At 70.1% G+C, this 21,764-nt stretch carries 23 protein-coding genes; 16 read left to right on the top strand and 7 right to left on the bottom strand.

Going from position 1 to position 21,764, the window contains the following annotated elements; translation table 11 throughout:
* Window positions 1-59: 59 nt before the first annotated feature.
* Entirely contained in the window at window positions 60-704 is a 645-nt protein-coding gene (locus tag HMPREF0063_RS15760; RefSeq protein WP_007078170.1) for a GNAT family N-acetyltransferase, read from the bottom strand.
* Between the two features lie 41 nt (window positions 705-745).
* Between HMPREF0063_RS15760 and HMPREF0063_RS08045 the strand changes: the two genes are divergently transcribed.
* A complete protein-coding gene (locus tag HMPREF0063_RS08045) occupies window positions 746-961 on the top strand; it encodes a hypothetical protein (protein WP_040320186.1) in 216 nt (71 codons plus the stop codon).
* Window positions 962-967: 6 nt separating this feature from the next.
* Here the strand turns inward: HMPREF0063_RS08045 and gdhA are convergent, their stop codons facing one another.
* Entirely contained in the window at window positions 968-2,317 is a 1,350-nt protein-coding gene (gene gdhA / locus HMPREF0063_RS08040) for an NADP-specific glutamate dehydrogenase (RefSeq protein ID WP_007078168.1), read from the bottom strand.
* A 202-nt stretch (window positions 2,318-2,519) separates the two neighbouring features.
* On the opposite strand from gdhA, the gene HMPREF0063_RS08035 reads away from it, so the two are divergent.
* Together HMPREF0063_RS08035 and HMPREF0063_RS08030 are read left to right on the top strand one after the other, a co-directional pair.
* Window positions 2,520-3,050 (top strand): hypothetical protein, encoded by a 531-nt coding sequence (locus tag HMPREF0063_RS08035; RefSeq protein WP_040320679.1) that lies wholly within the window; start codon window positions 2,520-2,522, stop codon window positions 3,048-3,050.
* Window positions 3,051-3,058: 8 nt separating this feature from the next.
* On the top strand, window positions 3,059-3,706 hold the full coding sequence (locus HMPREF0063_RS08030; RefSeq protein ID WP_040320185.1) for a hypothetical protein: 648 nt from the start codon (window positions 3,059-3,061) through the stop codon (window positions 3,704-3,706).
* Between the two features lie 62 nt (window positions 3,707-3,768).
* On the opposite strand, the gene HMPREF0063_RS08025 is transcribed toward HMPREF0063_RS08030, so the two are convergent.
* The 3 genes from HMPREF0063_RS08025 to HMPREF0063_RS08015 form a co-directional block, all read right to left on the bottom strand.
* Window positions 3,769-4,029, bottom strand: coding sequence for a helix-turn-helix domain-containing protein (locus tag HMPREF0063_RS08025; protein WP_007078166.1), 261 nt, complete (start codon window positions 4,027-4,029; stop codon window positions 3,769-3,771).
* Window positions 4,029-4,535, bottom strand: a complete 507-nt coding sequence (locus HMPREF0063_RS08020; RefSeq protein ID WP_007078165.1) for a DUF2975 domain-containing protein — start codon at window positions 4,533-4,535, stop codon at window positions 4,029-4,031. Before HMPREF0063_RS08020 ends, HMPREF0063_RS08025 begins: the two co-directional genes overlap by 1 nt.
* A gap of 77 nt (window positions 4,536-4,612) precedes the next feature.
* The gene (locus tag HMPREF0063_RS08015; protein WP_007078164.1) at window positions 4,613-5,389 is read right to left on the bottom strand and encodes an SDR family NAD(P)-dependent oxidoreductase; all 777 of its coding nucleotides are present in this window, start codon (window positions 5,387-5,389) and stop codon (window positions 4,613-4,615) included.
* A gap of 93 nt (window positions 5,390-5,482) precedes the next feature.
* Between HMPREF0063_RS08015 and HMPREF0063_RS08010 the strand changes: the two genes are divergently transcribed.
* The 10 genes from HMPREF0063_RS08010 (at window position 5,483) to HMPREF0063_RS07965 (ending at window position 15,795) form a co-directional block, all read left to right on the top strand.
* A complete protein-coding gene (locus tag HMPREF0063_RS08010; RefSeq protein ID WP_007078163.1) occupies window positions 5,483-5,893 on the top strand; it encodes a hypothetical protein in 411 nt (136 codons plus the stop codon).
* Window positions 5,894-5,927: 34 nt separating this feature from the next.
* Window positions 5,928-6,485, top strand: coding sequence for a dihydrofolate reductase family protein (locus HMPREF0063_RS08005; protein WP_007078162.1), 558 nt, complete (start codon window positions 5,928-5,930; stop codon window positions 6,483-6,485).
* A 121-nt stretch (window positions 6,486-6,606) separates the two neighbouring features.
* The gene (locus HMPREF0063_RS08000) at window positions 6,607-7,335 is read left to right on the top strand and encodes a helix-turn-helix domain-containing protein (protein WP_211208720.1); all 729 of its coding nucleotides are present in this window, start codon (window positions 6,607-6,609) and stop codon (window positions 7,333-7,335) included.
* A gap of 144 nt (window positions 7,336-7,479) precedes the next feature.
* Entirely contained in the window at window positions 7,480-9,009 is a 1,530-nt protein-coding gene (locus HMPREF0063_RS07995; protein WP_007078160.1) for a sugar ABC transporter ATP-binding protein, read from the top strand.
* Window positions 9,006-10,028, top strand: coding sequence for an ABC transporter permease (locus tag HMPREF0063_RS07990; RefSeq protein ID WP_007078159.1), 1,023 nt, complete (start codon window positions 9,006-9,008; stop codon window positions 10,026-10,028). The genes HMPREF0063_RS07995 and HMPREF0063_RS07990 overlap by 4 nt, the downstream gene beginning before the upstream one ends.
* The gene (locus HMPREF0063_RS07985; protein ID WP_156794071.1) at window positions 10,025-11,092 is read left to right on the top strand and encodes an ABC transporter permease; all 1,068 of its coding nucleotides are present in this window, start codon (window positions 10,025-10,027) and stop codon (window positions 11,090-11,092) included. Before HMPREF0063_RS07990 ends, HMPREF0063_RS07985 begins: the two co-directional genes overlap by 4 nt.
* A 20-nt stretch (window positions 11,093-11,112) precedes the next feature.
* A complete protein-coding gene (locus HMPREF0063_RS07980; protein WP_007078157.1) occupies window positions 11,113-12,093 on the top strand; it encodes a sugar ABC transporter substrate-binding protein in 981 nt (326 codons plus the stop codon).
* 120 nt (window positions 12,094-12,213) lie between these two features.
* Window positions 12,214-13,509 carry a M24 family metallopeptidase gene (locus HMPREF0063_RS07975; RefSeq protein ID WP_007078156.1) on the top strand — a complete coding sequence of 432 codons (1,296 nt, stop codon included), beginning with the start codon at window positions 12,214-12,216 and terminating at the stop codon, window positions 13,507-13,509.
* Between the two features lie 31 nt (window positions 13,510-13,540).
* Window positions 13,541-14,347 carry an SDR family NAD(P)-dependent oxidoreductase gene (locus tag HMPREF0063_RS07970; protein ID WP_007078155.1) on the top strand — a complete coding sequence of 269 codons (807 nt, stop codon included), beginning with the start codon at window positions 13,541-13,543 and terminating at the stop codon, window positions 14,345-14,347.
* Complete coding sequence (locus tag HMPREF0063_RS07965) at window positions 14,344-15,795, top strand: NAD-dependent succinate-semialdehyde dehydrogenase (RefSeq protein WP_007078154.1); 1,452 nt, start codon at window positions 14,344-14,346, stop codon at window positions 15,793-15,795. The genes HMPREF0063_RS07970 and HMPREF0063_RS07965 overlap by 4 nt, the downstream gene beginning before the upstream one ends.
* Window positions 15,796-15,850: 55 nt before the next feature.
* Here the strand turns inward: HMPREF0063_RS07965 and HMPREF0063_RS07960 are convergent, their stop codons facing one another.
* Both HMPREF0063_RS07960 and HMPREF0063_RS07955 read right to left on the bottom strand, forming a co-directional pair.
* Window positions 15,851-16,537 (bottom strand): GntR family transcriptional regulator, encoded by a 687-nt coding sequence (locus HMPREF0063_RS07960; protein ID WP_007078153.1) that lies wholly within the window; start codon window positions 16,535-16,537, stop codon window positions 15,851-15,853.
* A 35-nt stretch (window positions 16,538-16,572) separates the two neighbouring features.
* Window positions 16,573-17,085 (bottom strand): VOC family protein, encoded by a 513-nt coding sequence (locus tag HMPREF0063_RS07955; RefSeq protein ID WP_007078152.1) that lies wholly within the window; start codon window positions 17,083-17,085, stop codon window positions 16,573-16,575.
* Between the two features lie 105 nt (window positions 17,086-17,190).
* On the opposite strand from HMPREF0063_RS07955, the gene HMPREF0063_RS07950 reads away from it, so the two are divergent.
* The 3 genes from HMPREF0063_RS07950 (at window position 17,191) to HMPREF0063_RS07940 (ending at window position 21,707) form a co-directional block, all read left to right on the top strand.
* Complete coding sequence (locus tag HMPREF0063_RS07950; RefSeq protein WP_007078151.1) at window positions 17,191-19,368, top strand: alpha-ketoacid dehydrogenase subunit alpha/beta; 2,178 nt, start codon at window positions 17,191-17,193, stop codon at window positions 19,366-19,368.
* 30 nt (window positions 19,369-19,398) lie between these two features.
* Window positions 19,399-20,706: a dihydrolipoamide acetyltransferase family protein gene (locus tag HMPREF0063_RS07945; RefSeq protein WP_007078150.1), complete on the top strand. Its 1,308-nt coding sequence runs from the start codon at window positions 19,399-19,401 to the stop codon at window positions 20,704-20,706.
* 113 nt (window positions 20,707-20,819) lie between these two features.
* The gene (locus tag HMPREF0063_RS07940; protein ID WP_007078149.1) at window positions 20,820-21,707 is read left to right on the top strand and encodes an LLM class flavin-dependent oxidoreductase; all 888 of its coding nucleotides are present in this window, start codon (window positions 20,820-20,822) and stop codon (window positions 21,705-21,707) included.
* Window positions 21,708-21,764 lie beyond the last annotated feature (57 nt).

The raw sequence follows: 21,764 nt of genomic DNA, 5'->3' as shown, positions 1-21,764 counted from the left end.
TCTCGCCCCTGATCGGGCGAATTCGGGGCCGAAACGTCACTGCCAGCGGGAGGGCGAGGTCAGCTCTCGGCGGTGCCCATGAGGGAGAGCAGCTCGGCCTCGACAGTCCATCCGAGGTCCTCGTAGAGGGCACGCCCGTCGGCCGAGGCGGCCAGCACGCCGGTCGTCGCGCCGAGGACGGTCGCACGGTCGGTGAGCCGGGCCATCACGAGTCGTCCGAGGCCGCGACGCCGGTGCGACGGGATCGTCTCGACGGAGTCCAGCGTCATGTCGCGACCGCAGACCCCCGTCGTGCCCGAGGCGACGATGCGCTCCCCGCTCTCCACGGCGTAGGTGACGCGGGGGCCCTCCACGGTCCACCGTTCGGTCAGCCCGTCCGGCAGCGTGGCGCGGGGGAGCGGGCGCAGCGTCGTGGACATGAGCGTCTCGTCGTCGCGGTCGACCCGCACGCGCTCGATCGGTGGCCTCGCCCTGTAGCCGGCGAGGTCGGTGCCGACCACCGTCAACATCGCGCGAGGATCACCCGCGACGCGTCGTTGCAGTCGCTCGAACTCCTCGACGCCGGGATCGGTGCAGATGAGCTCGGTCTCCCGGGTCACCGACCCGACCCGCACCAGCGGCCATCCGTCCATCTGCTCGGCCGGCAGGTCACGCAGGTGCCGCCAGGTCGCCAGCCAGCGGTCCACGACGTCCGTGCTGGTCACCCGGGCAGTCTCGCAGGAGCGGCTCACCTACGATGACCGGCATGCAACCGGAGCGTCGACCCCCGCTGGACCCCCGCCTCGCGGCGGCCTTCTACGGCAGCGTGGTCGTCAACATCATCATCATCGTGCTGCAGCGCACCACCGACTTCGAGGACACGATCGCGTATCCGTTGTTCCTCGTGCCGGCGCTCCTCGCGCTGGGGGTCACCGGCTTCCTGACCCTGCGCGCCAGCTTTCGGCGCCGGCTCGACGACTGAGCCGGCTCAGACCACGCCCAGCGCGAGCATCGTGTCGGCCACGGTGACGAACCCGGCGATGTTGGCGCCGACGACGTAGTCGCCCGGGCTGCCGTGGTCCTCGGCGGCGGTCAGACACCGCTCGTGGATGCCCCGCATGATCTCGGTGAGTCGCTGCTCGGTGTCATGGAACGTCCAGGCCTCGAACGAGGCGTTCTGCTGCATCTCCAGCCCGCTGGTGGCGACCCCACCGGCGTTGGCCGCCTTGCCGGGGGCGAATCTCACGCCGGCCTCGGCCAGGACGTCGAAGGCCTCCGGGGTGGTGGGCATGTTGGCGCCCTCGGCCACCAACTGGCAGCCGTTCTCGACGAGGGAGCGTGCGCCGTCGACGTCGAGCTCGTTCTGGGTGGCGCACGGCAGCGCGATGTCGCACGGCACCTCCCACACGGGCCGGTCCGCGACGAAACGCGCGTCGCCGCCCCGGGCGTCGACGTACGCCTCGATCCGCTCGCGCCGCACCTGCTTGACCTGCTTCAGCACCTCGACGTCGATGCCCTTCTCGTCGACCACGTAGCCGCTGGAGTCCGAGCAGGCGACGACCGTGCCGCCGAGCTGCTGCACCTTCTCGATGGCGTACACGGCCACGTTGCCCGAGCCGGAGACCACGACCCGCTTGCCCTCGAGGGAGTCACCGTCGGCCTTCAGCATCTCAGCGGTGAAGATCACCAGACCGTAGCCGGTGGCCTCCGTGCGCGCCTCCGATCCGCCCCAGTCGAGGCCCTTGCCGGTGATCACGCCGGACTCGTAGCGGTTGGTGATCCGCTTGTACTGACCGAACAGGTAGCCGATCTCCCGCTGGCCGACCCCGATGTCGCCGGCCGGCACGTCGGTCTGTTCGCCGATGTGCCGGTACAGCTCGGTCATGAACGACTGGCAGAAGCGCATGACCTCGGCGTCGGAGCGGCCCTTGGGGTCGAAGTCGGCCCCGCCCTTACCGGCTCCCATCTGCAGGCCCGTGAGGGCGTTCTTGAAGGTCTGCTCGAAACCGAGGAACTTCACGATGCCCAGGTCGACGCTGGGGTCGAACCGCAACCCGCCCTTGTACGGACCCAGGGCCGAGCTGAACTCGACCCGGTAGCCGCGGTTGACCTGCACCCGTCCCTCGTCGTCGGTCCACGGCACCCGGAACATGATCTGTCGTTCGGGCTCACAGAGACGTTCCAGCACGGCGCCGTCGGCGTACTCCGGATGCTGGTCGAGCACCGGACCCAGGCTCTCGAGGACCTCCATGACGGCTTGGTGGAACTCGTCCTCGCCGGGGTTGCGGGCGAGGACGCGGTCGTAGACGTCCTGCAGGTGGGGATCGAGGGAACTCACGGGTGGCGGGACCTTTCGTCGGGGTGCCCGGGCGGGCTGCGCGGGCGACACTGGCTGCTTCGCCATCATGTCCGGGCGGACCCAGCCTCGCATCGTGGGCCTCGGCCGGCCAGCCGGACGATCCCGGTCCCGACCAGGCCCGTGAGAGGCGGCTCACGTGGTCCTGCGTGTGTCAGCCCCCGTGGCGGGGTACGCGTCCCTCATGACCGATGACAACGCAGCAGAGTCCAGGGAAGGACTGCTCGACCACGTCAAGGGCAAGGCCAAGGAGGTCGCCGGCGCGGTGAGCGGGAACGACGAGCTGGTGGAGGAGGGGCAGATCCAGCAGGCCGAGGCCGACCGCCGCAAGGCCGCAATCGCCGATGAGGCCGTCGCCGACGTCAAGCGCTCGGAGGCGGTGCAGGACCTTCAGCAGACTGACCGTGAGGTCGCCGACCAACAGCACGCAGCCGGTCGCCGGGCCGACCGCGAGGTGTCCGACGCCGAGCGCGAGCGGCAGGATGCGCACCTGGCTGCGGCGCGCGACGCCGCCGCGACCGAGGCTCGAGGGCACGATGCGGCTGAACAGCGTGCCGAGCAGGTCGCCGAGTCCCGTCTGACCGAGGCCGAGACCCTCGAGTCGGCAGCCGAGTCCACCGAGCAGAAGGCCGCGGCCGAGAGGCAGCGCCTCGAGCGCGAGGCCGCCGTCGCCGACCAGCACGCCGCCGAGTTGCGCGCCCGCACCGAGAAGTGAGGACCACCATGATCAGGACCATCGCCACCATCCCCTACGAGCTCGCCCGCCTGCCGTTGCGGGTGGCCGACCGGGGTCTGTCCGACCGCCTTCCCGAGACCTCCGGCCCCCGGGTCGTCCTCGACCGCGCCCTGGGGACGGCGGACCGGCTCGCGGGCACCCTGCTCGGCAACGACACCATCGCCCGGCGTGGCGCCGACCGGCTCGACCGGTCGGACCGTGTCGTGTCGGCGGCCCGTCTGGAGCGCGAGGCCGCCGCACGGCGCGACGAAGCGCGGGACGTGTCCTCCACGGGCCGTCGTCGAGCCTCCGATCAACGGACCTCGGCCCAGGAGAAGGCCGTGGCGGGTCTCGCCGAGGCTGACGCGGCGGAGGCGCTCGGCAAGCGGGAGGCGTCGACCACGGCGGAGAGGACCGCGGCGACGAGGAAGGCGGTCGCCGACCAGCGGGCAGAGGACCGCGCCAGCGATGCGAAGAAGCGCAAGGCACGGGCCGACTCCGCCGCCCGGGCCAGGAAGAAGGCCGCCCGCACGAAGGCCGCGTCCGAGGTGGACGACGCCCGCAGCAGCGAGCAGGCCGCCACCGAGGCTCGTGCCGACGCCGACCGTCTGGACGACCTGGCTGCGTCCAAGAAGGAGGACCGCCGGAAGGACTGAGCCGGATCCGTCGCGGTGCGAGTGCGAGCACGGCGAGGGTGGTTCCCGCGAGCTCGTCGACGTCAGGACGGTGATGCCCGCGGCGCAGTGACCTGTCGGTCGGCGTCCTCGACGTCGTCCTCGGGCACCCATCGCAGCAGGTCGCCGGGCTGGCACTCCAGCACCTCGCAGAGCGCGGCGAGGGTGCTGAAGCGCACGGCCTTGGCCCGTCCGTTCTTGAGCACCGCGAGGTTGGCGGGGGTGATGCCCACGAGGTCTGCGAGCGTGCCGACGGCGATCTTGCGCCGCGCGAGCATCACGTCGACGTCGACGACGATGGGCATCAGATGACCTCGTCCAGCTCGGACTGCAGGGTCCGTGCCTCGGCCTCGAACCCGACCGCCTGGACGAGCAACGTGCGCATCACGTACACGACGAGCGCCACGCCGGCGATGACCAGCGCGAATCCGCAGACGAGTCCGACGAGGCCGGGCGCCACCTCGTCGCCCGGAGTGGCGTGGTTGGCGAACCTGGCCACCACGGCGACCGCGAAGGTCAGGACCGACGCGGCGGCGATCGCACCGATCACCCCGTCGACGAACCGGAACGCGCGCGGCGAGAACACCGTCCCCGCGCGCACCATGGTGAGCAGTCGCCAGATGCACACGCCGACCACCTGGAGCGTTCCGACGCCCAGGACGCCGATCACCACCAGCGACACGTCGATGCCGGTCGGCGGTCGATCGGTGTCCCACCACAGCAGTGCCACGAGCGCGGCCTGCACCACGACCGAACCGGCCAGGGCCACGGCGATCACGGTGCGCAGCGTACGAAGGACCCACGGGTTCATCGGCTTCTCCAATCGATTGTTCGTCGATGCAAATCTATCGAAAAACAACCGATAACGCCAGCCGTGGTGGGAGCGGCCTACTTGGGGGGCATCCGGATGGCGCCGTCGACGCGGATCGTCTCGCCGTTCACGTAGGAGTTGGTGACGCACTCCAGCACCATGGAGGCGAGCTCGTCGGGGTACCCGAGACGCTTGGGGAAGTTGACCGACTCGCCCAGCTTGGCCTTGAAGGCCTCGGAGGCCTCACCCTCGCCGTAGATCGGCGTGTCGATCAGGCCGGGTGCCACCGTGTTGACCCGGATGCCCGAGGCAGCGAGGTCACGGGCGATCGGCAGGGTCATGCCGACCACGCCACCCTTGGACGACGAGTAGGCCGCCTGGCCGATCTGACCGTCGAACGCGGCCACCGAGGCCAGGTTGCAGATCGCTCCCCGCTCGCCGGACTCCAGCGGCTCGGTGCGGCTGATCGCGGTCGCGGCGAGCCGCAGCGCGTCGAACGTGCCGATCAGGTTGATCTCGATGACCTTCTTGTAGGCACCGAAGTCGTGGGCGGAGTCGAAACTGCCATCGCGGCCGATGGTGCGCTGCGCCCACCCGATGCCGGCGGAGTTCACGAGCACGCGCAGGGGAGCGAGCTCCTCCGCGGCGGCGACGGCGGTCTTGATCTGCTCGGTGTCGGTCACGTCGACGCGGATGAACACGCCGCCGATCTCGCTCGCGAGCGCCTGCCCGTCCTCCTCCTTGAGGTCGGCGACCACGACGTGCGCGCCCTTGGCGGCGAGCTGGCGGCAGACGGCGGCGCCGATACCTGACGCGCCCCCGGTGACGATGGCTGATGCTCCAGAAATGTCCATGGCAGGACGCTAGCGGGTCCCGAGCGCCGGGGCCGAGGTGCCTCCGCCTCGAGAACCGCCCGGCGCCTCCGCGCGAGGACTACGGTGACGGGCATGACGTTCGTGCAGGAGCTGACGGCCACGGGCCGGCCCACCCCCTTGTCGCGCTACATCGTGGCCAACGGCGTGCTCTACCTCGTGTTCGGAACCGTGGTGCTGTGCTGGCCGGAGATCACCTACCTGATGGGCGCCGACGACTTCCGAGCCGGCGAGTCCGGGCTGGTGCGGGTCCTCGGCTTCGTGATGGCGATCATCGGCTGGTTCTACGTCATGGGCGGGCGGACCGGAGCGACCTCGTTCGGGCTGGCCACCGTGGTGGACCGCGCCGTCGTGCCGGTGGTCCTGGGCGCGCTCGCGTGGAGTGGTGCCGTCGACGGTGGCCTGGTGGTGGGCTTCGCGATCCTGGACCCGGTGCTGGCCCTGGGGGCCTACCTGATCTGGCGTCGCACCCGGGTCGCGACGTGATGCGCACCGACCGGCGGCGAGACGAGGAGCGATCGTGGCCACACTGATCTACACGTCGAACATGTCCCTCGACGGGTTCACGGAGGACAGCCGCGGCGGCTTCAGCTGGGCGCCGCCGGACGACGAGGTGTTCGTGGCGATCACCGAGCGCATGGCCTCCGCCGGCACGTACCTGTACGGGCGACGCATGTACGAGACGATGGCCGTCTGGGAGACCGATCCGACCCTCGCTGAGCGGTCCGACCTCACCGCCCGGTTCGCCGAGGTGTGGCAGGCGGCGGACAAGGTCGTCCACTCCTCGACCCTCACCACGACGTCGACCGCGAGGACCCGCCTGGTGGATCACGTCGATGCGGGCGCCGTCGAAGACCTGAAGTCGTCCGCCGACGGGTACGTCCTGGTCGGCGGACCGCACCTCGCGGCGCAGGCCCTCGAGGCCGGTCTGGTCGACGAGATCGAGCTGTTCGTCTGGCCGGTGGTCCTCGGCGGACGCAACCCCGCCCTGCCCGCCGGGTGGTCCGCCGAGCTCGACCTGCTCGAGCACCAGCGCTTTCCCTCCGGAGCCGTTCGACTGCACTACCGGGTCCGGTGACGTCGCGGGTGCCCGCCCGCCCGGACGCCGGACGATCGCTCGCGCAGATTCCTCGACCGGTGCCGCACGTATGGTGTGTGCATACGCAACGCACAGCGACCAAGCAGACGGGGGTGCCGACGTGACGGACCACCAGCCATCGACAGCCGAACGGATCGCGATCGGACATCGCATCCGTTCTGCGCGTGAGGCGGCCGGCATCAGTGTGCGGGAGCTCTCGCGCCGGTTGGAGGTCTCTCCCAGCCATGTCTCCCAGGTCGAGAGAGGGCTGGCGTCGTTCAGCGTCCGTGCTCTCTACCGGGTCGTGAGCGAGCTCGAGATCTCGATGGACAGCCTGTTCGGCGAGGTGCTGCCGGTCCCCGAAGTCCCGGCGGCCTCGGACTCACCCGGTCCGGGCCCCGGCGCGGGCAGCGACGGCGGGCTCGACCACCTCGTGGCCGGCGGAGTCGTCCTGCGCCAGCGTGACCGTCCGACGCTTCCCCTGGCGGGCGGTACCCGGTGGGAACGCCTGACCCCACGGCCCGAGAACGGCGCGGAGTTCATCCAGGTCGTGTACCCGCCCGCCGTCGTGGGCGACGAGCGGCAGATCGACTTCATCCAGCACTCCAGCCGCGAGTACGGGCTGATCCTGACCGGTCGACTGACCGTCCAGGTCGGCTTCGACACGACCGTGCTGGAGGCGGGGGACTCCATCGCCTTCGACTCCGGCGTGCCCCATCGCTTCTGGAACGAGACGCCGCACGAGGTGCGTGCCGTGTGGTTCATCCTCGATTCCCCCAGGTCCGGCGACGACGCCGAGGACGACGCCTCCGCTCGCCTGGCGGCGACCGGGAAACACGGCGGCGCCTAGGTCGCTGTTCTTTGCGAGAGAACATTTTGAGGAGAAATGTTCTCTCTGAGGTTCCCTTGTGTGCACTCCTGATGTACATTCTCTGCTTGTGACGTAGACCACGTGACGGTGGTCACACAACGTTCCGAGCGGAAGGAGCCACGCGTGAGCGACGAACTGTCCTCAGCAGTCGGGGCCGTGGTGATCGAGGCCGTCTCGATCACGAAGCGATTCGGCGGCGCCGTGGCCGTCGACGACGTGAGCGTCTCGGTACGCACCGGAGAGATCTACGCCCTCGTCGGGGAGAACGGCGCCGGGAAGTCCACGCTGATGCGCATCCTCGCCGGGGTCCTGGAGCCGACCGAGGGTTCGGTTCTCGTCGACGGGTCTCCCATCGAGAGCGGCACCCGCGCCGCTCTCGACGCGGGCATCGCCCTGGTCCACCAGGAGCTCAGCCTCGTGCCGGAGATGACCGTGGCCGAGAACATCATGCTCGGCACCTTCCCGACCCGCGGTGGCACCATCAGCCGCAAGGAGATGCGGCGCTACGCCGGCGCGGCCCTGCAGGAGATCGGGGTCTCGATCGACCTCGACGAGCCGGTCTCGCGTCTGTCCGTCTCGCTGCGCCAGTTCATCGAGATCGCCCGCGCGGTCGCCCGCAAGCCGCGGGTGCTGATCCTGGACGAGCCGACGGCCACGCTGACGCCGGCCGAGACCGACTACCTGCTCCAGATGCTGAAGCGGCTGGCCCGGGCCGGTCTGGCGATCGTGTACATCTCGCACCGACTGCCCGAGATCTTCTCCACGTGCGATCGCGTCACCGTCCTGCGGGACGGCCGGCACGTCGACACGATGGACATCGCCGACACCACGCCCGACGCCCTCGTCGACAAGATGGTGGGCAGCGAGCTCAAGCGTGTCCACCAGACGGCCCGCGAGAGCAGTCCCGGCGACGTGGTGCTGTCGGCCCGGGGGATCACCGCACCGAGGGTCCACGGCATCGACCTGGACGTCCGCGCCGGTGAGATCGTGGGGCTCGGAGGCCTCGTCGGAGCCGGCCGCAGCGAGTTCGTCCGCGCGATGCTGGGCGTCGACCTGCGCACCGGCGGTGACGTCACGGTCCTCGTCGACGGTCGCAGGCGACGGATCGGCAGCTACCAGGCGGCGGTGCGTCACGGCATCGCGTTCGTCCCGGAGGAGCGGAGGCAGGACGGCCTGGCGCTGACGATGTCGGTCAGCGACAACATCGCCCTCCCCAACCGCGGCACCATCGGACGAGGAGGCGTGACCAGCGCCGCCAAGCAGCAGGCCTTCGCCGGCCCACTCGTCGACACGGTCGGCCTCCGTCCGCCGGACGTGAAGCGCGACGTGGGTGACTACAGCGGCGGCAACCAGCAGAAGGTCGTCATCGCCAAGTGGCTCGGCCTCCGCCCCCGCGTGATCGTGCTCGACGAGCCCACCCGCGGCGTCGACGTCGGCGCCAAGGCCGAGATCCACCGCCTGGTCCAGGAGCTCGCGGACGAGGGCACCGCCGTGCTCGTCATCAGCTCGGACCTTCCCGAGCTCCTGGAGCTCTCCGACGTCATCCACGTCATCCGCGACGGCCGGATCGCGGGCACCCTCGCCCGTGACGGGGCCGACGAGCGGAGCGTCATGTCCCTCGCTGCCGGAGAAAGCATGGTCACCTCCTCATGAACCAGCTCACCCAGTCCCCGGTCGCGGCAGCGCCGCCGGCCGCCGCACAGGTCGAACCGGTGGGCCGGTCGGCCACCGGTACGGCGCTGCTGTGGGCGGCCGAGCGGGGGATCGTCGTCTTCACGGCCGCGCTCATCCTTGCGTCCGTCGTGTTCGTCGACGGCTTCGCCTCGGCGGTGAACATCGCTGACGTGTTCCACCGGGCAGCGCCGATCGGGATCGTGGCCGTGGGCATGACCTTCGTGGTCATCAGCGGCAACTACCTGGACCTGTCCGTGGTCGCCCAGGTCGCCACCAGCGCGGTCATCCTCATCGGCGTCAGCAACTCCGTCAGCATCCCCGTCGCGATCGCTCTCGCCTTCGCCGTCTCGGTGGCCTACGGGCTGGTCAACGGGGTGGCCGTCGGCTACTTCAAGGCCAACGCCGTGATCGTCACCCTCTCGACCACCTTCGTGGGACTCGGTCTGCTGCGGTGGCTGTCGGGCGGCAGCATCTACTTCGGTCCCGCGGACGGACCCATCGAGTCGTTCGGCGACATCAAGCTCGGCGTCGTCCCCGTCTCCGCGATCGTCTTGGTGCTGGTGGCGATCGTCCTGGGCTTCCTGCTGAGCCGCACGAACTTCGGCTTCGCGGTGCGCTCGTTCGGCAGCAACAAGGAGTCGACCCGGCTGAGCGGGGTCAACACCCCGCTGGTCGTGGTCGGCGCCTTCATGATCACCGCGTTCGCGGCCACCATCGCCGGGTTCGTGCTCGCCGCCTACTCCAACACCGCCGTCAGCTCCATGTCCGACGGCTACGACTTCGGTGCCCTCGCGGCCATCATCATCGGTGGCACCAGCGTATTCGGCGGGCGGGGGAGCGTGCTCAGGACGGTCCTCGGAGTCATCTTCGTCAGCGTCCTGACCAACGTCCTGGTCCTGTCCGGCGCCGACTTCGGATGGCAGCAGGTCGCCATCGGATCCCTGATCGTCCTCGCGGTGTCCGTCGACGCCCTCGCCCGGAAAGTGAGCAGGACATGAGCACCTCCCACGGCGTCACCTTCGGCGACGACTCCGTCGGCACCCGCGCCGACCAGCTCCGTCGCACGCTCGGTCGCCGTACCGAGGGCCGCGGCGTCGCCCTGCTCGCGGTGGTCCTCGTCGTCGTCGTCATCCTCGAGCCGCTGGTCTTCTCCGCCTACCCGGTCACCCTGAGCCGGATCGCTCTCGTGGGGCTCGTCGCACTCGGCCTGACCGTGGTCATCCTCATGGGCGAGCTCGACCTGAGCGTCGCCAGTACCGCCGTCCTGGCCGGGGTGGTCATGGCGCAGACGGACAACATCGCCGTCGGGGTGCTCCTCGCGCTGCTGGTCGGCGTCGCCGTGGGGCTGGTCAACGCCTTCTTCGTGATCAAGGTCGGGATCAACTCGTTCATCGCCACCCTCGGCATGCTGTTCGTGCTGCGTGGGCTCGCGATCGTCGTCTCGAACTCCGAGCCGATCCCGCTCGAGAACATCAGCTTCGCCATCTCGTTCGGGCTCCCGATCGTGGGGCCACTGACCCCGCGCATCGTGATCTTCATCCTCGTCTTCCTGGTCCTGCACCTCTTCCTCACCCGGGTGCGCGCCGGTCGCGAGTTCTACGCCGTCGGCGGCAACCGCCAGGCAGCGCGGGACGCGGGGATCCCGGTCGACCGGCGTCTGGTCACGGGCTTCGTCGTGTGCAGCGTCATCGCTGCAGGCGCCGGTGCCATCAACACCCTCGAGCGCACGGCGGCGGACCCCACCTCGGGCTCGACCGTGCTGCTCGCCAGTTTTGCCGCAGCCATCATCGGCGGCGTCGCCCTCACCGGAGGGCGCGGTTCCATCCTTGGCACCCTGATCGGGGCCATCTCGCTCGGAACCCTGGAGGTCGGACTCACCCTCACCGGTGTGCAGGTCGACATCCAGCAGATCTTCATCGGCGGTGTCCTGCTCCTGGCGGTCATGACCGACCCAGCCAGCCTCAGGGCCGCCAGCTTCTCCCTCCGCACGTCTCTTCGCGGCCTCCGGGGCCGGTCGACCGACCGAGAGCCCACGCCGTCGCACGACGCGACGGCACCGTGAACAACGAAAGGAACACCCCCATGCGCAGCCCCCGCACCACCACCGCCGCACTGGCGCTCCTGTTCGCCGCATCGGCGCTCTCCGCCTGCGGCACCGACAGCAGCAGTGCGTCGGACGGCGACAAGAACGTCTACGCACTCCTGCCCCAGGGCACCGACCAGCCCTACGGCACCGAGTACCTGAAGGCGATGAATGCCGAGGCCGAGAAGGAGGGCATCAGCCTGACCATCACGAACTCGCAGTACGACGCCGACAAGCAGGCCAGCGACTGCCAGGTCGCCGTGGCGGCCCAGCCGGACCTGATCATCCTGTGGCCGGCCGTCGCCGACACCGTGCGCCCGTGTCTGGAGCGTGCCCGGGCGGCGGACATCCCGGTGACGATCACCAACTCCGACGTGAAGGAGGAGGACAAGAGCCTGACCGCCGGCTACTCCGGCCCGGACACCTACGGCCAGGGTGTCTCCTCGGCCGAGATCATGTGCGAGCTGGCCGACGGTCAGGACATCAACATCCTCCAGGTCGAGGGCCTGACCGGGAACACGACGGCGATCGACCGCAAGGCCGGATTCGAGGACACGATCGCCGAGAACTGCCCGAACGTCACGATCGTCGCCTCGCAGCCCGGCGACTGGAACAAGGACGACTCCCAGACCGTGACGTCCGAGATGCTCACCGCGACGGGCGCGGACAACATCCAGGGCATCTACGCGGCCGACGACACCATGGTGGCGGGCGCCATCGATGCGCTGAGCTCGCAGGGGCTCGACGTCGAGGAGATGCTGATCACGTCGATCGGCAACACCATGCTGGGCAACCCGCTGGTCGTCAGCGGCCTGCTCGACGGCACGGTCTTCCAGTCCTCGGAGTGGGACGGTCGCAACGCCATCACCCTCGCGGCGAAGGTGCTGGCCGGCGAGGAGCTCGACGGCGACCTGTTCATGCCCTCGGTGAAGGTCACCGCGGCCAACGCCTCGGACCCCGAGGTCGCGCCCAACTGGTGATCGCCCGCCCGCGCCGGGCGCAGCAGCCCGGCGCGCAGGCCATTGCCCCCACGCGTGAGGTGGGGGAGGGGGCGGGACGTCCCCGCCCCCACCCCCGCACCCGTTCGGAGAGAGACCACAGTGAGCATCATCAGTCCCCAGCACGCACCCGGGCTCGAGGTTCCGCGCCTGGACTTCGGCGGTCGCCCCGTCCCGGCGCCGGGCCACATGGGTGTCGACTACGAGTCCCGTGTCGATTTCGACCGGCTCCGGGCCTACCGGCTCGGTCGGGCCAAGGCGGCACTGGAGGCCAGCGAGTGCGGCGCCTTCCTGCTCTTCGACTTCTACAACATCCGCTACACCACGCAGACGTGGATCGGTGGCGCCCTGGGCGACAAGATGATCCGCTACACCCTGCTGGCGCGCGGGAAGGAGCCGGTGCTCTGGGACTTCGGGTCCGCCGTCAAGCACCACAAGCTGCACTCGCAGTGGACGCCGGAGGACAACTACCGCGCGGGCTTCCTCGGGTTCCGCGGCGCGGTCGCTCCGTCGGTCGGGCTGATGGAGTCGGCGGTCAAGGAGATCGCGTCCCTCCTGGTCGAGGCGGGGGTCGCCGACATGCCGGTCGGCGTCGACATCGTCGAGCCGCCGTTCCTCTTCGAGATGGAACGCCAGGGCCTCCGGGTGGCCGATGCCCAGCAGCCGATGCTGGACGCACGCTGCATCAAGTCCTTCGACGAGATCGTGCTGCTCAACCAGGCGGCCGCCATGGTCGACGGCGTCTACCAGGACATCACCGAGGCGCTGAAGCCCGGCGTCCGTGAGAACGAGATCGTCGCCATGGCAAACCGGCGGCTGTACGAGATGGGCTCGGACCAGGTCGAGGCCGTCAACGCGATCTCGGGGGAGCGGTGCAACCCTCACCCCCACAACTTCACCGACCGGATCGTCCGGCCCGGCGACCAGGCGTTCTTCGACATCATCCATTCGTTCAACGGCTACCGCACCTGCTACTACCGCACCTTCGCGGTCGGCAGCTCGACGGCGGCGCAGCGCGACGCGTACACCCGTGCCCGCGAGTGGATGGACCGGGGGATCGACGGCATCAAGGCCGGCGTCGGCACCGACGAGGTGGCGGCGTTGTTGCCCAAGGCCGAGGAGTTCGGCTTCGACAGCGAGATGGAGGCCTTCGGTCTGCAGTTCGCCCACGGCCTCGGGCTCGGTCTGCACGAGCGCCCGATCATCTCCCGGCTCAACTCGATGAAGGAGCCGGTCGAGCTCCAGGTCGGCATGGTCTTCGCGCTGGAGACCTACTGCCCTGCCACCGACGGGTTCTCCGCCGCCCGCATCGAGGAGGAGATCGTGATCACCGAGGACGGGCCTCGCGTGCTCACCCTCTTCCCGGCGCAGGAACTCTTCGTCACCAGCCCCTACTGACCCCCAGCTCACCCCACCGATAGGAGACCCCGTGGACACCACACGACTCGCCGGCAAGAACATCCTCATCACCGGCGCCGCTCAAGGCATGGGCGCCGCCGTCGCCGTCGACTACGCCGCCCAGGGCGCCAACGTCTGTCTCGGAGACGTGAACGTCGACGGCGTGGAGCAGGTCGCCGCAGAGATCAATGCCGCCGACGGCGGCCGTGCGACCCACGTGCAGCTCGACGTCACGAGCCAGGAGGCCGCGGAGGCCGCGGTCGCCGCGACGGTCGAGGCGTTCGGCAGCATCAACGTGCTGGTCAACAACGCCGGCATCAACAAGCCGCTGTTCTTCCTGGACATCACCCGCGACAACTGGCAGCGCATCATGGACGTCAACGCGTGGGGCACCCTCAACTGCATGCAGGCGGCTGCTCGCCGGATGGTCGCCCAGGGCAAGCAGGACCACCCCTACAAGATCATCAACGTCGGCTCCATCCTGTCGCGGGAGACCTTCGACGACGTCGTCGTCTACGGCGCCTCCAAGCACGCCGTGCTCGCGCTCATCAAGGGCGGTGCGAAGGCGCTGATGGAGCACAACATCACCGTCAACGGCTACGGCCCCGGAGTGGTGCGCACCGAGCTCTGGGAGCAGCTGGACAAGGACCTCGTCGCCATCGGCAAGTTCGCCAAGGAGGGCGAGTCCATGGACTCGCTCGCCCAGAACATGATCCTGATGAAGCGCTACTCCTACCCCGAGGACGTGGTCGGCACGGCCGCCTTCCTCGCCAGCGACGACAGCGACTACATGACCGGCCAGCTCCTGATGATCGACGGCGGGATCGTGATCCAGTGACCCAGCTGCAGGACTCGTTCCTGACCGGGGTCCCCACCGGGCTCCTCCTCGACGGCGAGTGGGTCCGCACCGAACGGACGCTGGAGGTCGACGATCCGGCCACGGGAATGGTGCTGGCCCACGTCTCGGACGCCGACGTGTCGGACGGTCTGGAGGCCGTCTCCGCGGCTCATCGGGCGTTCGGTCCGTGGGCGGCGGCTGCCCCACGGGTGCGGGCCGAGGTGCTGCGTCGCGCCTACGAGATCATGTCGGCCGAGGCCGAGCAGTGCGCGCGGCTGATCGTGCTCGAGAACGGCAAGGCGTGGAGCGACGCGGTGGCCGAGGTGACCTACGCCGCCGAGTTCTTCCGCTGGTTCAGCGAGGAGGCCTCCCGGGTGCCCGGCGATTTCCGGCTGGCGCCCGGCGGCGACAAGACGATCATCGTGGACCACCAGCCGATGGGGGTCGCCTACATGATCACGCCGTGGAACTTCCCGGCGGCCATGGCGACCCGCAAGCTCGCGCCCGCGCTGGCTGCGGGATGCACCGCGGTGCTGAAGCCGGCGGCCGAGACGCCCCTGACCGCGCTGTGGGTGGCGGAGGTGCTGCGTCGGGCGGGCGTCCCGGCGGGCGTGGTGAACGTCGTCGTCACGTCCGAGCCGGGGCCGGTGTCCGAGGCGATCCTCGCCGACCGGCGCACCGCGACCCTGTCGTTCACGGGATCGACCCCGATCGGGAAGCTGCTGCTCGCACTGACCGCCACCCGGGCCCTGCCCTCGTCGATGGAGCTGGGCGGCAACGCACCCCTGCTCGTGCTCGAGGGCGCTGACGTCGAGAAGGCCGTCGACGGTGCGATGGTCGCCAAGATGCGCAACGGCGGGTCCGCCTGCACGGCAGCCAACCGGTTCTACGTCCACGAGTCGCTGGCCACCGAGTTCACCGCCGCCTTCGAGCGGGCGCTCGGTGCTCTGCGCATCGGCAGCGGCCTCGACCCGGCCAACGACCTCGGCGCCCTCGTCAGCATCCGGGAGCGCGACAAGGTCCTGGACCTGCTCGAGAGGGCGGCCGAGGAGGGCGGTCGTCCCGGTCCCGCGGCCGAGGTGCCCGCCACCGGCGCCTTCATCGCTCCCCGCGTGGTGCGCGACGTCGTGCACGGTCAGACGCTGACCCGGCAGGAGATCTTCGGCCCCGTGGCCCCGATCGTGACGGTCGAGAGCACCGACCAGGCCGTGGAGCTGGCCAACGACACCGAGTTCGGGCTCATCTCCTACGTCTTCGCCGCCGATGCGGGGGAGGGCATCGGCGTCGCGCGGCGGATGGAGAGCGGCATGGTCGCGGTCAACCGTGGCGTGGCGTCCGACCCGGCCGCCCCCTTCGGCGGGATGAAGGAGTCCGGCCTGGGCCGTGAGGGCGGCTTCGCCGGGATCCATGAGTTCCTCGAGCCCCGGTACCTGGCGGTCGACCTCTGAGCACCGCGGTGCCGCCCACGATTGACTCCGGCGACGCGCCCGGTTCTCGGCCGGACTACGAGAGCGGGTCCGGCTCCGCCGGCCGGGCCGTGAACACCTCGGGGTGGCGCATCAGCTCGGTGCGGGTGCGCTGGATGTGGAGGGCCAGGACCCGACACGCGGTGTCCTCGTCGCGGGCCGCGATCGCGTCGACCAGGAGCCGGTGCTCGGCGTTCACCGCCCAGGCGCCCTGCGCTCCCATCAACCGGGCGAACTCCCGCCGGTAGTGCTGGGTGGTGTCCCAGAGCCGCTCGATCATGCCGGCGAGCTGGGGGGTGCGGTGCCCGGCGTACGTGCGCCAGTGGAACTCCCGGTCCAGGACCATGAACGTCTCCAGGTCGCCGCCCGCCTCGATACGGGCCTGGAGGTCCCGCAGGTCGCTGACGTCGTCCTCGCCCAGCCGGGGCATGCTGTCGGCGAGCAGGAGCGGCTCGATCCGCTCGCGAATCTGGTAGCTCATGGTCAGGTCGTGCAGGTCCATCTGACCCACCCAGGCTCCGGAGTTCGAGCGCACCTCGACGAGGCCGCGGGTCTCCAGGATGCGCAGTGCCTCGCGGACCGGGATCCGGCTGGTCGCGAGCTCCTCGGCGAGCTCGTCCTGCTTGATCCGGCTGCCGGGGCGCAGCCGTCCCGACAGGATGCGCTCGCGCAGGACCTCGGCCACCCGCTGGCTGGCCACCGGGGAGCCGGTCGTCTCGGACATCGATCCTCCTCGTCGGGGTGCCTGGACCGGGGTCATCAGGCGAAGGCGGACGGGTCGCGGTCGTACGCCTTGCCGTCGGGGTAGCAGACTAGCTCGAACTGCATGCCCCACGGGCTGAGGAAGTAGACCCAGCGCTGGCCCCGGCTCGGACCCCGGCTCGTCGTCGGGTCGCCGAGGACGCGGATGCCGGCGTCGCGCAGGGCCGCGACGGACGCATCCAGGTCGTCGACGTAGACCGCGACGTGGTGGCCGCCGACGTCGCTGTTGCGCGGTGGGGTGACCTGTTGTCCGTCGGCCGTGTACTGGAAGACCTCGAAGACGGCCTGGCCGCCGAGCCGGTAGAAGTGCAGACGCTCCATGACGGCGCGCTCGTCGACGTCGAGGTGTTCGCGCATCCAGGGTCCGTCGTCGTCGCGGTAGGGGCCGAGCCGGTACATGTAGTCGCACCCGAGGACGCCGACGAAGAAGTCGTGGGCCTCTGTCAGGTCGGGGACGGTGATGCCGATGTGGTCGACCTTCACGACGGACAGCAGGGATGTGGCGCGCATCTCACGATCTCCTTGCAATGTATCCATTCAGTGTCTACGGTTCAGTGTGTACCCGACAACAACGGGACGCAAGCATCCATAATGGATCAATCAGCTGGAGGGCACATGACCAAGCGGCAGGAGCTCACGCCGGCGGTGCCGTGGGTGGAGCTGACCGCGACCGGGGCCGACTGGGACGCGGCGGACCCTCAGGTCCTCCTGCAGCTCCTCGGGCGCGCCCAGTGGATCCGATCCTTCGAGGAGTACGTCCTGGAGCTCGCCGGTCAGGGCCTGATCCACGGCCCCGCCCACTCCAGCGTCGGCCAGGAGGGCGGTGCGGTCGGGTCGGTCCTGCCGCTGCGCTCCGACGACTTCGTCAACGGCTCGCACCGGGGCCACCACCAGTTCCTCGCGAAGGCGTTCGGCCACGTCCTCGAACCGAAGTCGTCCGGCCTGCCGGAGATTACGACCGAGGTCCGTGAGGTCCTCCACAAGACGTTGGCCGAGATCTGCGGACTCGCCGGCGGCTACTGCCGCGGTCGCGGCGGGTCGATGCACCTGCAGTGGCGCGAGGCCGGTGCGATGGGCACCAACGCCATCGTCGGCGGCGGGGTGCCGCAGGCCGCCGGGTTCGCGTGGAACATGCTGCACTCGGGCAGCGACGCGGTGTCGGTCACGTACTTCGGTGACGGAGCGGTCAACATCGGATCGGTCCTCGAGACCTTCAACCTGGCCGCCGCCTGGAAGCTCCCGGTCATGTTCTTCATCGAGAACAACCAGTACGCGGTGTCGACCCCGGTCGCCAGGGCGACCGGCGAACCCCGTCTCTCAGGTCGCGGCCCCGGCTTCGGCATCCCCAGCTGGCGGGTGGACGGGATGGACGCCCTCGCCGTGCACACGGCGATGACCGAGGCGGTCGCCCACATGCGGGCCGGCCTCGGGCCGACGATCATCGAGGCCGACCTCTACCGCTTCTTCCACCAGAACGGTGCGTTCCCGGGCTCGGCCTTCGGATACCGCGGCAAGGAGGAGGAGGCCTCCTGGCGGGAGCGCGACCCGATCGCGCAGCTGCGTCGCCGGGTGATCGCCCGCGAGCTGGCCACCGAGGCCGACATCGACGCGATGACCAACTCGATCGACACCACCATGAAGGAGATCGGTGACGAGCTCCTCGAGCCCGTCCCGGGCGGCAAGCCCACCGAGCGACGGATCATCGGGTCGCTCTGGCCCGACGCCGACTTCGTCGACGTCGGCGTCCGCGGCGACCTCTCCGAGCTCGAGGGTTCCCGGTTCGAGGACGAGGACTCGTTCAGCGGTGAGCTGGCCCAGCGTCGGTTCATCGACGTCGTGAGCGACGTCATGGCGCGTCGGATGGAGACCGACGAGCGGATCATCGTGATGGGCGAGGACGTCGACGGGCTCAAGGGCGGGACCAACGGCGCCACCAAGAAGCCGCTCGCCCAGTTCCCGGACCGTGTTCTCGGCACGCCGATCAGCGAGAACGCCTTCGCCGGCCTGGGCGGCGGCATGGCACTCGACGGCCGGTTCCGGCCGGTCGTGGAGTTCATGTACGCCGACTTCATGTGGGTGGCGGCCGACCAGCTCTTCAACCAGGTCGCGAAGGCCCGGCACATGTTCGGTGGCGACTCCGCTGTGCCGTTCGTGCTGCGCAGCAAGCTCGCGGCCGGCACGGGCTACGGCTCCCAGCACTCGATGGACCCGGCCGGCGTCCTGACCACGGCTCCCGGTCTCCGCGTGGTGGCACCGTCCACGCCTTTCGACTACGTGGGTCTCATGAACACGGCTCTGGCCTGCGACGACCCGGTCGTGGTCCTCGAGCACGTCGACCTCTACACCTCGACCGGCACGGGTCCCGTCGACGACCTGGACTACCTGCTCCCGGTCGGGAAAGCCGCCGTGCGCCGCACGGGGGAGGAGCTGACGATCATCTCCTACCTCACCATGGTCAACCACTGCCTCGAGGCGCTCGACCGGGTCGAGGTCGCCGCGGACCTCATCGACCTGCGCTGGCTCGACCGTGCCTCGATCGACTGGGACACGATCGGAGCGAGCATCCGCAAGACCAACCAGGTCCTGATCGTGGAGCAGGGCGCCGTCGGCACGTCGTACGGCGGCTGGTTGGCCGACGAGATCCAACGACGGTTCTTCGACTGGCTCGACGCGCCGATCGAGCGGGTCACCGGCGCCGAGGCGTCCCCGAGCATCAGCAAGGTGCTCGAGCGCGCGGCCATCGCCCGGACCGACGAGGTCGTCGACGCCCTCACCCGCATCGCGCAGGCCTGACCCGCACCCCCTACCGAAGGACACAGACCCATGCCGGAGCTCCTGCTGGTCCCCGAGGTCGCCGCTGGTGCGACCGAGGTCGTCGTCGCCGACTGGCTCGTCGAGCCGGGCGCCGACTTCACCGCGGGTGACGCCATCGCCGTCATCGAGACCGACAAGGCAGTGCTCGAGATGGAGGCCCCCCAGAGCGGGACACTCCTGAGGGCCCTGGTCGGACCCGGCGCCACGATCGAGGTGGGTCTGCCGATGGCGCTGGTCGGCTCGTCCTCGGACGTGGGCACCGACCTCGACGCGACGTTGGCCCGGCTGGGCGTGGGCACGGTCAGTGCCGCCGACGCATCCCAGGAGCCCGACGCTCCGACCTCCGACCCGGTCGAGGTCGCCCAGGCCACGGAGGAGGGCGCCGACTCCGTCGCCGTCGAGCCGGTGGCGACGGACCGGTCGGCGGGTGGCCCGGGTGGCCGGGTGTTCATCAGCCCGATCGCACGCAAGCTGCTCCGCGAGGCAGGTCTCACCCCCGACGGACTCGTCGGCTCGGGGCCGGGCGGGCGCATCCGCCGCCGTGACGTCGAGCGTCTGATCGCCGACCGTCGGGCCGCGACGCCCGACGCCCCCAGCGAGGCGTCCGCACCGACGTCCACGCAGGTGGCGTCCGCGGACGCCTGGACCGACGTCCCGCACACCCGGCTGCGCCGCACGATCGCTCGCCGGCTCACCGAGAGCAAGCAGCACATCCCGCACTTCTACGTGAAGCGGAGCGTCACCCTCGACCCGCTCCTGGAGCTGCGCAGGCAGCTGATCGAGTCCTCCGGGGCCAAGTTCTCGGTCAACGACTTCGTCATCCGTGCTGTCGCGTCGGCCCACCAGCAGGTGCCCGACGCGAACGTGATCTGGACCGAGGACGCGCTTCGACGCTTCGACCACGTGGACATCTCGGTCGCCATCGCCGCCGAGCGGGGCCTGGTGACCCCGGTGCTCCGCGACGTGGGGGCCAGCTCGCTGTCCGCGATCTCGCGGCAGGTCAAGACGTACGTCGAGCAGGCCGGTGCCGGGACGCTGCAGCAGCGCGACCTCGAGGGAGGTTCGATCACCATCTCCAACCTCGGCATGTACGGCGTCGACGAGTTCTCCGCGATCATCAACCCTCCCCAGTCCGCCATTCTCGCCGTCGGGGCGGGTCGGCCCGCGGCGGTCGTGGTGGACGACCAGGTCGTGGTCCGCACCGTGTCGGAGATGGTGCTCTCGGCGGATCACCGCGCCATCGACGGTGCCCTGGCCGCCCAATGGATGAGCGCCCTGGTGCACGCGCTCCACCATCCGCTGACCCTCCTCGTCTGAGCCCCGGGGACGAGGACCCTCGTCAACCGGATGGCGCCGTGTCGCGGGTGCTGAGGGCCCATCCCCGGTAGCGTGCGGCGCATGTCCCTTGACCCCGTCCCGGCGGCTGCACGATGAGAGTCGGCGTCGCGATCCCGCAGATGGCCGAGGGCTACGGCCCGGGCACGACGGTGGCGTGGGCACGCGGTATCGACGCCGGGCCCTTCTCGAGCGTCTCGGCGGGGGAGCGCGTCACGTTCACCAATCCCGAGATGGTGGCCACGCTGGCCGCCTGCGCTGCCGTGACGGAGAACGTCCGCATCCTCTCCAACGTGTGGGTGCTGCCCCAGCACGCCATGCCGATGGTGGCCCAACAGATCGGCACCCTCGACCAGCTCGCGAACGGCCGGCTCGACGTTGCGGTGGGCGTCGGTGCGCGCGAGGACGACTACCGGGCGCTCGGGCGGGAGTTCACCCGCCGCCACGCCCGGCTCGACGCCAACGTCGCGGAGCTGCGGGACCTGTTGGCGGGGCGCCCGCCCTTCGAGGGGGCCGACCCGGTGGGACCGCTCCCGGTGCAGGCCGGAGGACCCCGCATCCTGGCCGGCGCGATGGGGCCCAAGGCGATGCGCCGGGCGGCCCGGTGGGCGGACGGCATCAGCGGTTTCGACATCGCGGGAGACGCGCAGTCCATCAGGCGGGTCAACGACCTGGCCGACCGGTGCTGGCAGGAAGCGGACCGCGAGGCACCGCCGGTCAAGATCAGTGGCAGCTTCGTCGCCATCGGGATCGAGGACAGTGCCGCCACCTTGCGTTCGTTCGCCGGCCGCTACCTGGGATTCCTCGGCCCGGAGCTGGCCGGGGCGTTCGCACGGACGGCCGGGTCGTCCACCCCGGATGCCCTCCGGACGGTGCTGGACGGTGCCAAGGAGGCCGGGTGCGACGAGTTCATCCTGGTGCCGGGGACAACCGACCTGCGATGCCTCGACGCCGTGGCGGAGGTCGTCGCCGCCCGCGGGTGACTCCGCCCGTCCTGTGGGTGATCGTGGTTCGCGGACCAACGGAGAACGCCCAGCCGG

Origin of the sequence: Aeromicrobium marinum DSM 15272 (genome assembly GCF_000160775.2) — a bacterium.
Lineage (GTDB): Bacteria > Actinomycetota > Actinomycetes > Propionibacteriales > Nocardioidaceae > Aeromicrobium > Aeromicrobium marinum.
This window is presented reverse-complemented; position numbering and strand designations above follow the sequence as displayed.